The sequence below is a fragment of the Brucella pseudogrignonensis genome (assembly GCF_031454375.1).
GTDB lineage: Bacteria > Pseudomonadota > Alphaproteobacteria > Rhizobiales > Rhizobiaceae > Brucella > Brucella pseudogrignonensis_A.
The window spans coordinates 43,263-57,326 of record NZ_JAVDQT010000013.1; the positions used below are offsets into that span (position 1 = coordinate 43,263).

Sequence of the window (14,064 nt, forward strand, 5' to 3'; positions counted from 1 at the left end):
CAAGCCGTTGATAGGTTCAAAAACTAGGTCCAAAAATGCTCATGAAAAATGGGGATTATTTTGTGATTTATGGCTATGCGCGTGTTTCGACGCTTGATCAGAAATTGGATGGGCAGATTGCGCTTTTAAAATCGGCGGAATGCACTGTTATATATAAAGAGAAAAAGTCGGGAGCAGACGCTGCTCGGCCAGAGCTTAAGAAACTTCTGGCTGCGATCGGGCAGGGCGACACTATAATTATAACCCGCCTTGACCGCCTTGCTCGATCTACAATCGACCTTCTGAGAATTATGAAGGATTTAGATGAGCGTGGCGTTTCGCTGAAGTCGCTGGCAGATAGTTGGTTGGACACGACAACAGCGGCAGGCAAATTAATAATCACTATTTTTGCGGGCTTAGCGGAGTTTGAGCGTGCGCTTATTAAAGAGCGAACAGCTGAAGGGCTGGCGCGCGCCAAGGAACGTGGTGTTGTTCTGGGCCGAAAACGTAAAATGAGTTCAATTCAGATCAGGGAATCTGTAGCGATGCGTTCAGCAGGCAGAAGTTTTGAAGAGATAGCGGAGATTTTCGGAATTTCACGCCAAACCGTGGCTCGTGAAATCAGCAGACGTGAGAAAATTTAGATCAGTTTGCATTTGCTTCAGCAGAGCTAGGGAGCCAGCCATCTTTAATAGGATGGCATTAAAAATATTGAAAAATTTCTGACATCCTCTGAACATATATCAATGTATAACTATTTTGTCCTTGTTTCTTTTTATCGCTAGAGTTATATTATTTGTATAATTATATTCCGTGACAACAGGGTTGTAGATATGTTTAAAACAAGTATTCGCAAAGTCGGCGGATCCACGATGGTCGCCATCCCTCCTTTCGTTTTAGACCAGAGCGGCATTGTGGCGGGTCAAAGGTGCGGCATTGAATTTAAGGATGGCCGTATTCAGATTATGGCAGATCCTCTTCCTGAATATCGTTTCGATGAATTACTCGCAAATTCAGAATTTCCAGAAGTTGATGATCTTGGAGATGAAGAACTAAATTACATCAATGCAACTGTTGTAGGGGGGTGATTATGGAAAAAGTAAAACGTGGCGATGTTTATCGCATATCGTATTTAAATAATGACAGCAAACGCACTCAATCTGAAGTCGTTGTTGTTTCTCCATACGCTTATAATAGTGTGTCTGGATTGGCAATTGTTGTTCCTGTTATTAAACAAAAGTTTCAAAAAAATGCATTCGCGGTAGAGCTTGAGAACACAGCAACGGGCGGCTTTGTGCGGTCTGACATGCCACGAGTTATGAATGTTGAAGAATTTCGAGGAGAGCTGATTGAGAAGCTTCCGGATGATACTGTCAATGAGATCTTGGCAAGGACGATAACTTTATTCAAGTAACATAAGCCCCGGTTTATCCGGGGTTTTTTATTGCCCTATGAGGCTAATATCCCGAAAATCAGGAGCATGTAAAAATGGACGATGAATCCGAGCTCATTAATCAACTGCGCAAGATCTGGACAGCAAAAGGCATTTGCGGCGCAGAGCAGGACGAAATGCTGGCGATTACCGCACGCAAAGCGAAGGCCGGAATCCATTTTGACGAGAGCCATCTCTCTGAACGTACCCCTTGAATTAGTGTAGTTTTAAAACTACAGGTGTGATATGGTCATCGAGATTCAACAGACATCGGTTTTCCAGAAATGGGAAACAGGGCTTCGCGACAAACGAGCAAGAACCATTATTGCTGCGCGTTTGATGCGTCTAGCTGAAGGATTGCCGGGAGACGTTGAGCCCGTAGGCGAGGGCGTAAGCGAACTGCGCATACATTATGGCCCCGGCTATCGAGTTTATTTTCAGAAGCGCGGCAACGTATTGATAGTGCTTTTGTGTGGAGGCGATAAAAGTTCGCAGAAACGTGACATAGCAACCGCGAAAAGATTGGCATCAGGTTGGAGTGAAGAAAATGGCTGAAAAACTGACAACGTATGATCCAGCCGCTGCGCTGACTGACGACGAAGAAATTGCTTTCTTCATGGCCGATGCTTTTGAGACCGGCGATGCAGCTTATATCGCAAAAGCGCTCGGCGTCGTCGCGCGCGCAAAAGGCATGTCAGAAATTGCAGAGAAAACGGGCCTGTCGCGTGAGCAGCTCTACAGATCTTTCAGTGAACGCGGCAATCCAACTCTAAAGACAACGCTCGCTGTTATGCGTGCGCTTGGTGTTGATCTAACTGCTAAGCCGCATCATGCTTAATTTGATCATTACAGCTTTAGCTCTAACCGTAATGCCCGCTATTGCTCAGCGATCTGCTTAAGACGATCAAGTCAAAACTTTTGAGATGATCTTGTCTGGAAAGCCTGCCGCTAATGAATGCAATTGATATTCAAAGCGTCATCAGATTGTTGCGTTCAGTACTATGAAAAGCGCCTTGCTTCCGCATGTAAGCGGATGCCGAGCACTGAAACTGTTCTTACTTGTTTTTTGAAATTCACGAAGTCGGCTTTTGGAAATCCAAAGTGTCATCGGAACACGAGCCAGGGTTTTGCCAGTCAATATGAGAAGCAGCGGAAAGTGAATGTAGAGCGATCGCGTCTAATTGAGCCAACGAAACGAGCTGCACTGGATGCTCTATCCTTTAGAAAACAGCACAAGACATGTTTACAAAGAGAAGAATGAGCAGATTTCGAGACAGGATAGCGAAAGTGATCCAATTTATTAGTTATGCAGAAAGATATTCGGCGAATATTAGGTAGGCCTTTAGCGGTGAATGAAACAACCAAAAGCCACTAAACAGCGTCTGGGGTAATGACCTTGCGTTAGGCGCACATTGTTGTAAAGTAAACGAATACGTGGATGTTGAAGCTAAAGCGCCACCCCTGCTTTAAAAGCCCAGTCCAACATTCATGTTAAGCCCCGCTTTATGCGGGGTTTTTTATTGCCAAAATTTCTCTAGTTTCAATAAGAGGAATTTCCCAAAAATGGCGAATTTTAACACCGAAAATCCGCAAAAAGTCTGTTTCCGTAGACACAAAAAATATCGCGAGGACGTGTTCGCGGTATTGCTCGACTTTTACGAAGACGATCGCACGCGTTTTCTGACATTTGATGGAGCTCACAACGACATACAGCTCTTGTATATCGCTGACACCGAGCCGGTTAACCGCGTGGACGAAAAGGCTATGCAATTAAGACATATGATGGAGGGTGGGGCGTACCATTATAATTTGGAAATTCTGGACAGGTTGCCCCGTGACTGGAGGAATCGTGCATGATCAGTGTTCGGTCAAACTCACACAAAATTACTGTTTGTCTGCGCAGAGACGAAGAGGGGCAAATTTTTGCGGTTTTGCTCGATCAGTATGACCCAGACTCGTTGGTCTTTATGATCTTTCGAGACGAGCTGGAGCAAGCGTTTTTTTATGAAGTCGAGATCTCAGAAGAAGTCGATGCGCACGCTCCAGAAGCGGAAAAACTGCGCGTAGCACTTGATGCGGAGCTTAAGCGGCAAGAGATTGATTACAAAATCCTGCATCAGTTGCCCCAGGATTGGGAAGACAGAGCGTAACTTCTCTTATTGTACCCGCCAATCACAAATTGCGTGACCGCATCCACGAGCTAATCAAAAAGTTTCAGCGAATGCTCTTTCAAGAGGCTGACAAACCAGAGCCTCTTAAAAGCAGTTTGTCTCGATTTAAAGCCGTTCCGACGACTTTATCGTCTTATAACGTCTGCTTCAATTCAAAGAACGCGTGAAATAAATAGATTTTGCTAAACAATGATCAAATAGGAAATGAACATCGATAATAGGAAAGTCTATAAGATATGCAAAATTATGGTGTTTGATGAATTCAGGGTTTTACATTTTATTTTAAGTAACTGATTCTATTTAGGAAAATCAAAAAAACAGATTTGTCAAATAAAGATTTTTGAAATATACTGGATACATTGGTGCATAATGCTTGTCCTTTAACAAAGGCAATCATGATTCACAGAGAACATGCGCGGTAAGCGTGGAAAGTGGTGAGAGAAAATGAATTTTATGCAGGTCGATAATAATGTAAGCTTCGAGGACGAGACTCTATACTGTGTTGTTGCGCAGGGGATTGACCTTGATTTTCTACAAGAAGACGTTGCCAATTTTATTGGCGAAGCTGTCGGTGAAAATGACTATTCTGATCTATCGGATGACCACACTTTAATTGAAAGTTATCTACTTGACAGTGGAAAAAAGCTTCACGTCAAAATATCAGACATAGGATTAGAAGACATCAGCAAATATACATTTGTCGTAAGTGACAGCGTACTAACCGATGAGACGTTCGGATAAATGTAGGATAACAAAACCCCGCTCAGGCGGGGTTTTGTTATAGTTCTAAATATTATTGGCGCAATAGATCAGCGATGTCTGAAGCAATGGCTCATTAGGAATGATGGTTTGATTTGGACTACGTATTTTGCAAGTTTATCTATAGTAATATCTGAATTTAAGTTACTAAAGATATATTATTCCATAATACATATTATGCGATCATTGCTAACTTTTTATCAAAATGTAATCTAAAAGACTTACTGCCAACAAAGATATTCTATATAGCTCATTATTATTGTAATTGTATATTATATAGTGTCAATCTTCTAACTTTTTAATTTTCGTGACGGCAATAATATTATGAAAAGACCGTCTTTATCTATATTACATTCTTTAAAACAATGTTATCAAACGGCCGCTTCATTCACTGTGGCGAAGCATATATGTTGGTTCCGCACACCCATCCCAAGCCCCCCGCCTGTAGGGTGTGCATGCCTCGGAAAGACTTCTGTCTTCCGAGGCCTTTCTTTTCACAGCACTAAGTAAAAGCAGATGCGTGGATTGGTTTTCACTCAAGGTCGTCAATATTCGGATTCCGGATTGCCTCGGTTCCTTTGAGGTTCTCTTTTGTTCTCAAGTTAGTCGTTTCGAGAGTGACTTCGCTTAAATTCTGATCGGAGATCGTCAGCCTGGTGAAGGCTTTGAATGATAGCCCGTTAACTGGCCCACTTCTAAGATTTTGCGCTGGCGGTTATCAAGCATGTGCCAAAATGGAGAAGACAAAAGGTACTGTGTAAGCAATTTGCAACCGGCATGTATCTGTCTTTGATCGAATTGCGGCACCCACAACATGCGGCTAACCTATATTTTTTCATTTTAACTTTGCGAGAGATGATGTTGAGGGTCGAAGCCCCCTCTTCGAGAGCAGCACTGGCACTTACTGACTTCCTAATCAGTAACGACGGCCTTGTGTAGTAAATTGCGATCAATTGTCTTAAGCGATTAAAGAAGCTAGAGTTCCATTTTTAATTGATTGGTTTATAAAGACCAAGTGACTTGGCGATTTGTGCGCATTGCGTCGAGGCACTGCCCCGGCGTAGGGAGTGCGTCGGGGCCCATTGTTATCACACTAGCTTGAACAGGTTACAGTCCGTTCTATTCCACTATCTATTCATGTAGCGTAAAATATAAAACGATCTGGGGCTTAGTTAAGATTAAAAAATTGCTTAGTGTTTCAAAATAAACCATTCTTGCAATAAATTGAATATCTAGATCCTCAAATTTTTTTATATGGTTTAAAGGCAACCGGCATTCTATGCTCTGAAATCTATTTTCATTCTTTGAACTGTTCTTGAGACCTTCATTTTCCAAAGGAATATCAAACGACTTCCATTTTTACGCACAACGCGAATTGTTTCTCTTTTCAGGATAGCAATTGCACCAATCCGTTTACGCTTCGAACGCGGTTGTTTCTTTCGCTCCAGCTCGATCTCACTTTCGAGAAAACCCGCAGTTGTTCCTTTGCTTGGTGTTAAAATCACGTCTTGAATAGCGATAGCGGGTTGAAGCTGCCATAGAGAAAATGACGTCACGCTGGGATCAAAGAGATAATCGTCGATTGGAGTTGATCCGGGCCTATACTCGTTCAGCATTCTTTTAGCGGCACTTTTGCTGATGATATACGCGCCCGAACCCCAATGCTTATAGCTCAGACGACGTAGTTTACGATTGTTTTTTGCCTGGATTACTCTCGTTGAGACAAGCGTAGGTTCATCCACAGTCTCAATTTTGACGAGTTCTGATCCCTCGGGAACCCAGTCAGAGGAATTGACGAAATCGCCGAAGTCTTCAGATAAATGTAAATCATCTTCCATGACAACTGCGTATTGATCGTTTCCATTCAGGATTTGTCGGTACGCCAAAAGATGAGATTCGGAGCATGCAATTTCCCCCACGGTCAGTGGTTTACCCTGACTGCGTTGACTTCTATAGTAAACAATCTCGCTTTCTGTAAAATATTTGCCATCAACAGCGGGACAACGAACAAAATCTACCTTATGTGATCGCATAAGATCTGACATTCGGTGCATTCGTTCTGGCGCTCGGTCAAGGTTAATAATATAGCACTTCATAAAGCCCCCATTTCCAAATTAATTAATTTCAGTTGGTCACTAATGTCTGTCCCCGTTCTTCTATATCACCAGATAGCTGAACTGAATGACAAAACAGCTCCATATAGGGGACTTTTTGTACATCCACGCAAGTTTCGTTCCCAGATGATTTGGCTGAAGAAATTGGGTTACAGGGGGCTTTCTGTACGAGATGCATGGCCATATTTAATAGGCGAGAAAAAGGGGAAGATAGTTGTAATTACCTTTGATGATGGTTTCTTGAATACCTTAGAGAACGCAGCGCCGTCGTTAGCTGAAGTGGGTTTTACAGCTACAAATTACTTCGTATCAAATCAAATCGGCGGCAGTAATGTGTGGGACGCGAAAGAAGGGATTCCCCCCTCACCTTGTATGAATGTCTCACAACTCCGTCAGTGGCACGCCTTAGGTCACGAGGTTGGCGCGCATACATTGGATCACTGCCTTCTCCCTCAATTAACTTTCCGAGAAGCGCGTCGGCAGATTTCTGACTGCAAGGGCGCCCTAGAAGATATTCTGGGGTCAAAAGTATCAAATTTTTGCTATCCGTACGGTGGAAATGATCCAGTTCACAGGCAAATTGCCCGAGAGGCCGGATATAAAAGCGCGACGACAACAACAAGTAGACGAGTTACTTCCAATGATGATGTGTTTGGTATTCCTCGCATTTACATCCGGCATACGCACTCAACATTGGAAGCGATCTTACGCATAGCTTTAAAATGACCCTTTGATAAAAGCGTCAATAATCCTGTCACGATTTGATAGAAATCTTTTCTGGATATGCATCTACGCTGTCGAAACGTATTGGTTGGGAAAAATACGAACCTTGTCCGTGTGATGCTTTCAGTTCTTTTATCAGCGAATATTGCTGATCAGTCTCTATTCCATTCACAACCACAATGGGAGCAACACTGGTCGCGAATTGTATTATACTTTCCAGAGATGCCACCTTTTCAAGATGATTTCTGACAAATGACGGGTCAATCTTTATGAGATCGACATCCAAATCTAATAATCTCAACGGCGTAATGTATCCGCTTCCGAAGTTTTCAATTCCGATGCGAACGCCCATGCGCCGTAGCTGGTGAATTTTTCTTTTTAACCCAAATGCGTTGCCAAGTGGCCGTGTTTCCGAAACTTGTAGAAACAATCTGTCAATAAAAGGTTCGTTCTTTATTAAATAACTATATAGCTTTTGCCAGGGATCGGTTTCAACTAAGCAATCAGAAGATATATTATAGCCTAACACAGCAAAGCGATCATTCTTGAGTTCATCTAATATTCTTTCGATAACCTTCAAATCAAGAATGGGACATTTTCCAATGAGTTCCAAAAAAGATTTTACGTCTTCGACAGGGATGAGTTGGGATGATGTATTGTGGATCAACGGTAAGACGTCGCCGTACAGGATGTTGTCAACGTCATTTATACCATGAACGGCCTGGATTTCGGCTGCGATTGGTTGCTCTTCAATGGCAGCTATTATTCCGTTCTCCCAACTCAAATGCTCGCTACTCGGCATGCCGCCCCTCCCCTGAATAGATCATTGCCGAAAAATATATCATCTTTTTGATTATTCGTAACACAGAATGATGATCACGAATAACTTAGACTAAAAAATTTGATTTCTAGGCAAGAAACTGAATATCAAAATACTATTTTTCAACAATTTTTATCCCTCACGCTGTCTTTTCATGCAGGTAACAGTCGTATAAGAATTACCTGCAAGTTGCGGGGTAATTATGTTTTGGTTTAATGTCTCCTTAGCTGTTCTCGGTGGGTCGATAGTCCTTGTTGCCTGTTATGGCTATATAGTGATGCACCTAAGAAACAGAATGAATCAAAATGCCTTTGATAGGGACTTGAACTAGACTCTTGAGTTTCAAAAATGTAATGATTTTTGGCTAGCGAATTCAGTGTGTGGCGATTAGGACACAGTGTCAATTCTATTTCATTATTTGTCATTATGAGCTTTGCCAATAAGAATTTGTTGACTATTTTTGACTTAAGAAATTCGCGACTGAAATTAAATAAGGAATGGTTAGATGAAATTAATCGCGCCCATCGCAGCCGCAGTAGTTCTGTCACTGCCAGTTGCAGCGTTTGCTGCTGATGCCATCCAGGATTATGCACCACCTGCTCCTGTGGTTGAAGTTGTACCTTTCAGCTGGACTGGCGGCTATCTGGGTGTGTCGGCTGGTTATATGTTTGACAATACAACCAGAGCCACAGCGTCCGATCTGGGCGGTGACCAGTTTTCTCGCCGTTATATTAAAGGCACAGACGGTTTCGTCGGCGGTATCTTTGGCGGCTACAACTTCGCGTCAGATAATTTTGTATACGGTGTAGAAGCGAATATCGACTACGCTGACAGCAAGAATAGCCGCGATACTTTCCGTGGTGCAGCAACAACTCATTCTGACATTGGCTTCAACGGTGCTCTACGTGCTCGTTTGGGCTATTCCATCGACCGTGCATTGATTTACGCAGCCGGTGGTCTTGCTGTGGCAGACATCGAATATAAGGCACGCGATATCAGTGGAACGGCTAAGAAGTCGTCGACTGAAGCTGGCTATACCGTTGGCGGTGGCGTTGAGTATGCTGTAACTGATAATCTGCTTCTGCGTACGGAATACGCTTTCAGTGATTACGGTGATAAGTCTATTTCGACTGACGTTGCGAAGTATAAGTTCGAAACAAAGACTCATACACTCAAAGTCGGTATTGGTTATAAATTCTAATTCTGTGTAAAGTTTATTTGAAAGCCCCGGACGCATCCGGGGCTTTTTTGCTAAAAGAAGTTGGCTACTCGCTCTGGTTTTTATGTAGCTAATGATTGCATTCGCAATCGTTTGCGCGTGTTATCAGAATTCAGTTCCAAAAAGATGCCGAGGCCGAGGTTGATGTTCACCAATGAAATAATGGCGCTGGCCTTAACAATTTGTGTGGCCATTGTGATCATAGTTTCGCTTCGTTGGAGATGTGGAAAACGGGGGAAATAATTGAAGTATTATCGTACATTCGAGAAAAAAGTTAAGCATGGAGTTATGATTTATAATTCGCGACCGTTTTTGCCATTTCCAGTAAAAGTGAATTCGTTGATTGTTGATACAACGAGCCTGCCTAACGGAAGTGAATATGGTTTTGAATTGAGCGATTTAGGAGAACTTTTGTCAAAAGGTTGGATAGGAAATTCGAAGGTATTTCGCTTTCCAAAGCCTTTAAGAATTGGCATCGGGAAACATGAGTTCAAGATAATTATAAGCGGTCTTACAGATCTGTCGGAAATTGAGGGAAAAATAACGATAGATTATTCGCTGACTATCTAGTTTCTTGTGTCTTTGCGTTGTGTCGATAGTTTAAGTGGAAATGTTAAAATCGGAACACTTTGGCGGGGGAATTGCGACTAAAATATAAGTTGCGCCGCAGTCGTACAATGACTACCAGTCACTTTGATTCAGATTAGCTGTCACTTCTATAGTCTGCGTTGCCACATGGTGTAATGCTAAATAAGTGATGATCTTATATTCCGCCAGGGGGTGCTTTTGTCCAGGAATGATAACTCCAAGTTGCCCGATGAAGTCATCGGACTGCCACGGAAAGTTATTTCTGCACGTTTCGGCAGGAAAGTACGTAAACTTGGATCAAAATCATCATTGCGCGTACTTCTGCTCCAAGGCCCTGTGGGGCCCTTCTTTGATGAACTGCAATCTTCTTTAGGACAGGATGGCTACGATACCTGGCGAATTTGTTTCACCGCAGGGGATCGCTATTTTGCGAGAAGAACTAAGAGAATTAACTTTGGTCAGGGTTTGGAGCAATGGCCTGGTTGGTTTGATCAATTTTTAGCATACTCCGAAGTCGACTGTATTGTATTGTTTGGGTGTGAAAGGCCAGTTCATTCTGTCGCGCGTGAAATAGCAAAAAAGAGAAATATTCCGGTTATCTCTTTGGAAGAGGGATACATCCGACCCGGTTACGTAACTATCGAGCGGGAAGGCAATAATCGCTACTCTCCATTAGCGGGAAAGCTCCCGCCTGCAAAATTCGACATACCCCCCGTTATCAAGAAACAAAAGAGCTTTTCTGACTCATTTTCACGGATGTGCTGGTATGGATTTAAATACTACACGCTAAATCTTCTTAGCGGTTTTAGCCAGCGTGGAACATTTCATAAGAAACGATCCCTGGGAGGAGAAGCGTTTTATTGGAGCCGTAATTTGGTCCGTAAAATCTTGCATCAGGGACGAAATTTCGCGTCGATCGAGCGACTCCTCGAACATCATGATCGAAACTTCTTCGTTGTCCCACTTCAAGTAGCTGACGATAGCCAGCTGCGAGGTGCTGCAAAAGGCTGGACTAACGAAAAACTGATAATAGCAACCATTTCGTCATTTGCAAAAAAAGCTAATGAGGACAAGCGGCTGGTGTTTAAAGTTCATCCATTGGCTCGGGGACATAGCAATCATAAAAAGTTAATTGAATCTCTTTCGACGCTTCATGGGGTTTCAGATCGTATTGATGTTATCGATACCGGCTCTCTGGGTTTGCTGGTCAGGCACTCTGTCGGAATGATCACAATCAACAGTACCTCAGGTCTATCTGCCATTGCCCATGCTATACCGCTACTGGTAACTGGAGAAGCTATCTATTCTGGCACAATTCTTACAAAAACTGCTAAAACAAATGATGATTTCGACGCCTTCTGGGAAGAGAGTGTTAATCCAGACAGAGCGTTGTGCTCGCGGTATCTTTCATGGTTGAAGACGAACTCTTTAAAAAAGGGTGATTTCTATGCGCGTGAAGGACTTCCAATGGCAGTTCAGGAAGTGAAAAGAATAATTGGAGCTACGATATCCGAGAATAAGCTTCTCGATGTTGAAACATTAACAAACAAAGATATTGTTAAATTTTCCAATCAAAGCAGCTATTACGACAATAACAAAGCACAATCGAAAGTCTTACGAGGATGAGCGTGGAGAACATGATTACTTTGAGCGTAGAAGAATCTTCAAAAGAATCTCTAATGAATGTTTGCAAAAATGCTATTAAGGCTGAAGGACTAGCTGTCTGTAACTTTGCAGACCAAATCAACGATGACTTTTCAAAAGCAGTTGAATTGATGGCCAGTGCAAAAGGGCATGTCGTTGTCGCAGGGATAGGTAAGTCAGGACATATCGCTCGTAAGATTGCATCCACTTTGCGCTCAATTGGAAAACCGTCAGTTTTTCTTCATGCTTCAGAGGCGAGCCATGGTGATCTGGGATTAGTTGGTTCAGACAGTACCTGTCTGGTTTTTTCGAATTCTGGTGAAACGTCAGAGTTGTCAGATCTGATCTTTTATTGCGAAGCGCATAGTATCCCGATTGTTGCTGTGACAGCTTCAAAAGATAGTACGCTGGGAAAGTGCGCCAAGTACACCATCGCCTATGGAAAAGTCGAAGAGGTGTGCCCAAATGGCTTGGCTCCCACTACCTCGACGACTCTGTCACTTGCGATAGGTGATGGATTGGCTGTTGGGATTGCCGAGTTTTTAGGGGCTACGTCTGAAGATTTTCGCAGATATCATCCAGGTGGCAAACTTGGGGCAAAACTGTTGCGAGTGCGCGACTTGATGCATCTGGGTGATGCTTTGCCTTTGGTCGATGTTGACACACCCATGAATGAAGTTGTGATCAAGATGTCTGAAAAAGGCTTTGGTATCGCTATTGTTACATCTCCGGAAGGAATTGCCGGCGTCATCACAGACGGGGATATGCGGCGACGTGCTGGTGAATTGTGGACCAGTCGCGCGAGAGATATGATTCTTGGTAAGCCCCTGACTATTTCGCAAGATTGCTATGCTTTTGAAGCGCTTGAATTAATGACGGCCAAGAGCGTGACGTGTCTTGTTGTAGAAAATGGGGCTGACGATTGTCCCGGAATTATCCATATTCATGATTGCTTGAGAGCGCGAGTGCAGTAATGTCTGAAAACGTTATCATAATCCCAGCTAGATACGAATCTTCAAGATTTCCAGGTAAGCCGCTTGTCGGGTTGCGTGGCAAGGATGGAGTAGTTAAATCACTCATTCATCGTACCTGGGAAAAAGCCTTGGCGGTAGAAGACATTAGCGCCGTTTACGTTGCTACTGACGATGATCGTATTGCAGATGCCGCAAAAAGCTTCGGAGCTGAGGTCGTTATGACTAGCAGCAGTTGCAAGAACGGCACTGAGCGTTGTGCCGAAGCTATTAAGAACCTTGCTATCACCCCGGAAATCATCGTTAACCTTCAAGGGGATGCTCCACTCACGCCTTCTTTCTTCTTAGATCGTCTAATCAATGGATTAAAGGACGATAGCGCATCGGACGTCGCCACTCCTGTTCTGCGATGCAATTCCGAAACGCTATCGCGTTTTGTTGAAGACAGGGCAAACGGGTCTGTGGGCGGAACAACTGGCGTTTTTGATCGAAATGGGCGGGCTCTTTATTTCTCCAAGGAAGTAATTCCTTACAGAAATCCGGGGCAGACTTTTGATCCTATTCCAGTCTTTCACCATGTGGGTGTCTACGCATATCGGTATGATGCCCTCCAAAAATACACGGGACTTGGAGAAGGTATTCTGGAAAAGCTTGAAGGACTGGAGCAGCTTCGGTTCCTTGAAAACGGACTTCCTATACTGTGTGTCGAAATGCAAGACGACAAGCAGGAGTTTTGGGAAGTTAATAATCCGTGGGATATCGAACGCGTTGAAGCCGCATTGTAGTCGAAGGCGTGAAAGTTAGTGTAATGAAACCGGTAAAAATTGAAGACGTAACAATTTCTAATGATCTTCCCTTCGTTTTGATAGCTGGCCCATGCCAGATCGAAGGACTAGATCATTCCTTGATGCTCGCTGAACAAATTTCAAAGATTTGCCAAGATTTGAAAATTGAGTTCATTTTCAAATCCAGCTTTGACAAAGCCAATCGCTCCTCTGGAGCATCGGCACGCGGTATTGGTATAGATAAAGGCCTCGAAATTCTCGCGCGCGTCAAGGCTGAGTTCGGCTGCCCTGTTCTGACAGATATTCACGATGCTATTCAGTGCAAAACTGTTGCTGAAGTTGTAGATGTTTTGCAAATTCCAGCGTTTTTGTGCCGTCAAACGGATCTTCTTTTAGCTGCTGGGGAAACACAGAGAGCAATCAACGTCAAAAAAGGACAATTTTTGGCTCCATGGGATATGTCAAATGTTGCAGCAAAGATTGCTTCAACAGGCAATGAAAGAATTCTCTTGTGCGAGCGAGGCACATCGTTTGGCTACAACACGCTTGTAAACGATTTCAGAGCCCTCCCGATCATGGCGGAGATGGGGTATCCAACGGTCTTTGATGCAACACATTCCGTACAGCAACCTGGCGGACGCGGCACGTCGAGTGGTGGTGAAAGAAAGTTTGTAGGTTCACTTGCCAAGGCGGCTGTTGCGATTGGAGTTGCCTCCGTTTTCATCGAAACTCACGAAGATCCCGATAATGCGCCAAGTGATGGCCCAAATATGATACCAATCAACAACTTGAGCGCTCTATTGGGTGATATCCGTGCGATTGATCGGTGCGTGAAAGGTTACTAGTTAATCCGTTCCCG

General features: G+C 43.5%; 17 protein-coding genes. 15 read left to right on the top strand and 2 right to left on the bottom strand.

What is annotated here, in order from left to right; translation table 11 throughout:
- The first annotated feature begins 35 nt into the window (after positions 1–35).
- The 9 genes from J2782_RS21645 to J2782_RS21685 all read left to right on the top strand — a co-directional run bounded on the left by J2782_RS21645 (position 36) and on the right by J2782_RS21685 (position 4,323).
- Entirely contained in the window at positions 36–623 is a 588-nt protein-coding gene (locus J2782_RS21645; RefSeq protein ID WP_310016117.1) for a recombinase family protein, read from the top strand.
- Positions 624–812: 189 nt separating this feature from the next.
- Entirely contained in the window at positions 813–1,067 is a 255-nt protein-coding gene (locus J2782_RS21650) for an AbrB/MazE/SpoVT family DNA-binding domain-containing protein (protein WP_310016118.1), read from the top strand.
- Between the two features lie 2 nt (positions 1,068–1,069).
- Positions 1,070–1,393: a type II toxin-antitoxin system PemK/MazF family toxin gene (locus tag J2782_RS21655; protein WP_310016119.1), complete on the top strand. Its 324-nt coding sequence runs from the start codon at positions 1,070–1,072 to the stop codon at positions 1,391–1,393.
- A gap of 74 nt (positions 1,394–1,467) precedes the next feature.
- The gene (locus J2782_RS21660) at positions 1,468–1,626 is read left to right on the top strand and encodes a hypothetical protein (RefSeq protein WP_310016120.1); all 159 of its coding nucleotides are present in this window, start codon (positions 1,468–1,470) and stop codon (positions 1,624–1,626) included.
- A 31-nt stretch (positions 1,627–1,657) separates the two neighbouring features.
- On the top strand, positions 1,658–1,966 hold the full coding sequence (locus tag J2782_RS21665; protein WP_310016121.1) for a type II toxin-antitoxin system RelE/ParE family toxin: 309 nt from the start codon (positions 1,658–1,660) through the stop codon (positions 1,964–1,966).
- On the top strand, positions 1,959–2,249 hold the full coding sequence (locus J2782_RS21670) for an addiction module antidote protein (protein WP_310016122.1): 291 nt from the start codon (positions 1,959–1,961) through the stop codon (positions 2,247–2,249). Before J2782_RS21665 ends, J2782_RS21670 begins: the two co-directional genes overlap by 8 nt.
- Positions 2,250–2,974: 725 nt before the next feature.
- Positions 2,975–3,268, top strand: coding sequence for a hypothetical protein (locus J2782_RS21675; RefSeq protein WP_310016123.1), 294 nt, complete (start codon positions 2,975–2,977; stop codon positions 3,266–3,268).
- Positions 3,265–3,561 (top strand): hypothetical protein, encoded by a 297-nt coding sequence (locus tag J2782_RS21680; RefSeq protein ID WP_310016124.1) that lies wholly within the window; start codon positions 3,265–3,267, stop codon positions 3,559–3,561. The genes J2782_RS21675 and J2782_RS21680 overlap by 4 nt, the downstream gene beginning before the upstream one ends.
- A gap of 465 nt (positions 3,562–4,026) precedes the next feature.
- The gene (locus J2782_RS21685) at positions 4,027–4,323 is read left to right on the top strand and encodes a hypothetical protein (RefSeq protein ID WP_310016125.1); all 297 of its coding nucleotides are present in this window, start codon (positions 4,027–4,029) and stop codon (positions 4,321–4,323) included.
- A gap of 1,295 nt (positions 4,324–5,618) precedes the next feature.
- Here the strand turns inward: J2782_RS21685 and J2782_RS21690 are convergent.
- On the bottom strand, positions 5,619–6,437 hold the full coding sequence (locus J2782_RS21690) for a glycosyltransferase family 25 protein (RefSeq protein ID WP_310016126.1): 819 nt from the start codon (positions 6,435–6,437) through the stop codon (positions 5,619–5,621).
- 42 nt (positions 6,438–6,479) lie between these two features.
- Here J2782_RS21690 and J2782_RS21695 point away from each other — a divergent pair, with 42 nt between their 5' ends.
- Positions 6,480–7,181, top strand: a complete 702-nt coding sequence (locus J2782_RS21695) for a polysaccharide deacetylase family protein (RefSeq protein ID WP_310016127.1) — start codon at positions 6,480–6,482, stop codon at positions 7,179–7,181.
- 28 nt (positions 7,182–7,209) lie between these two features.
- Here the strand turns inward: J2782_RS21695 and J2782_RS21700 are convergent, their stop codons facing one another.
- Entirely contained in the window at positions 7,210–7,980 is a 771-nt protein-coding gene (locus J2782_RS21700; RefSeq protein WP_310016128.1) for an EAL domain-containing protein, read from the bottom strand.
- 523 nt (positions 7,981–8,503) lie between these two features.
- Between J2782_RS21700 and J2782_RS21705 the strand changes: the two genes are divergently transcribed.
- The 5 genes from J2782_RS21705 to kdsA all read left to right on the top strand — a co-directional run bounded on the left by J2782_RS21705 (position 8,504) and on the right by kdsA (position 14,050).
- On the top strand, positions 8,504–9,199 hold the full coding sequence (locus J2782_RS21705; protein ID WP_310016129.1) for an outer membrane protein: 696 nt from the start codon (positions 8,504–8,506) through the stop codon (positions 9,197–9,199).
- 804 nt (positions 9,200–10,003) lie between these two features.
- On the top strand, positions 10,004–11,431 hold the full coding sequence (locus J2782_RS21710; RefSeq protein ID WP_310016130.1) for a capsular biosynthesis protein: 1,428 nt from the start codon (positions 10,004–10,006) through the stop codon (positions 11,429–11,431).
- Positions 11,432–11,442: 11 nt separating this feature from the next.
- The gene (locus J2782_RS21715) at positions 11,443–12,423 is read left to right on the top strand and encodes a KpsF/GutQ family sugar-phosphate isomerase (protein ID WP_310016131.1); all 981 of its coding nucleotides are present in this window, start codon (positions 11,443–11,445) and stop codon (positions 12,421–12,423) included.
- Complete coding sequence (locus J2782_RS21720; protein WP_310016132.1) at positions 12,423–13,205, top strand: 3-deoxy-manno-octulosonate cytidylyltransferase; 783 nt, start codon at positions 12,423–12,425, stop codon at positions 13,203–13,205. Before J2782_RS21715 ends, J2782_RS21720 begins: the two co-directional genes overlap by 1 nt.
- A gap of 23 nt (positions 13,206–13,228) precedes the next feature.
- Positions 13,229–14,050, top strand: coding sequence for a 3-deoxy-8-phosphooctulonate synthase (gene kdsA, locus J2782_RS21725; RefSeq protein ID WP_310016133.1), 822 nt, complete (start codon positions 13,229–13,231; stop codon positions 14,048–14,050).
- Positions 14,051–14,064 lie beyond the last annotated feature (14 nt).

Excerpts from the sequence above, each read along its gene's own strand:
- J2782_RS21655 (WP_310016119.1), top strand. The coding sequence starts at position 1,070 with ATGGAAAAAGTAAAACGTGGCGATGTTTATCGCATATCGTATTTAAAT.
- J2782_RS21675 (WP_310016123.1), top strand. The coding sequence starts at position 2,975 with ATGGCGAATTTTAACACCGAAAATCCGCAAAAAGTCTGTTTCCGTAGA.
- J2782_RS21695 (WP_310016127.1), top strand. The coding sequence starts at position 6,480 with ATGTCTGTCCCCGTTCTTCTATATCACCAGATAGCTGAACTGAATGAC.
- J2782_RS21715 (WP_310016131.1), top strand. The coding sequence starts at position 11,443 with ATGATTACTTTGAGCGTAGAAGAATCTTCAAAAGAATCTCTAATGAAT.
- J2782_RS21650 (WP_310016118.1), top strand. The coding sequence starts at position 813 with ATGTTTAAAACAAGTATTCGCAAAGTCGGCGGATCCACGATGGTCGCC.
- J2782_RS21705 (WP_310016129.1), top strand. The coding sequence starts at position 8,504 with ATGAAATTAATCGCGCCCATCGCAGCCGCAGTAGTTCTGTCACTGCCA.
- kdsA (WP_310016133.1), top strand. The coding sequence starts at position 13,229 with ATGAAACCGGTAAAAATTGAAGACGTAACAATTTCTAATGATCTTCCC.
- J2782_RS21700 (WP_310016128.1), bottom strand. The coding sequence starts at position 7,980 with ATGCCGAGTAGCGAGCATTTGAGTTGGGAGAACGGAATAATAGCTGCC.
- J2782_RS21720 (WP_310016132.1), top strand. The coding sequence starts at position 12,423 with ATGTCTGAAAACGTTATCATAATCCCAGCTAGATACGAATCTTCAAGA.
- J2782_RS21685 (WP_310016125.1), top strand. The coding sequence starts at position 4,027 with ATGAATTTTATGCAGGTCGATAATAATGTAAGCTTCGAGGACGAGACT.
- J2782_RS21670 (WP_310016122.1), top strand. The coding sequence starts at position 1,959 with ATGGCTGAAAAACTGACAACGTATGATCCAGCCGCTGCGCTGACTGAC.
- J2782_RS21660 (WP_310016120.1), top strand. The coding sequence starts at position 1,468 with ATGGACGATGAATCCGAGCTCATTAATCAACTGCGCAAGATCTGGACA.
- J2782_RS21665 (WP_310016121.1), top strand. The coding sequence starts at position 1,658 with ATGGTCATCGAGATTCAACAGACATCGGTTTTCCAGAAATGGGAAACA.
- J2782_RS21645 (WP_310016117.1), top strand. The coding sequence starts at position 36 with ATGCTCATGAAAAATGGGGATTATTTTGTGATTTATGGCTATGCGCGT.
- J2782_RS21690 (WP_310016126.1), bottom strand. The coding sequence starts at position 6,437 with ATGAAGTGCTATATTATTAACCTTGACCGAGCGCCAGAACGAATGCAC.
- J2782_RS21680 (WP_310016124.1), top strand. The coding sequence starts at position 3,265 with ATGATCAGTGTTCGGTCAAACTCACACAAAATTACTGTTTGTCTGCGC.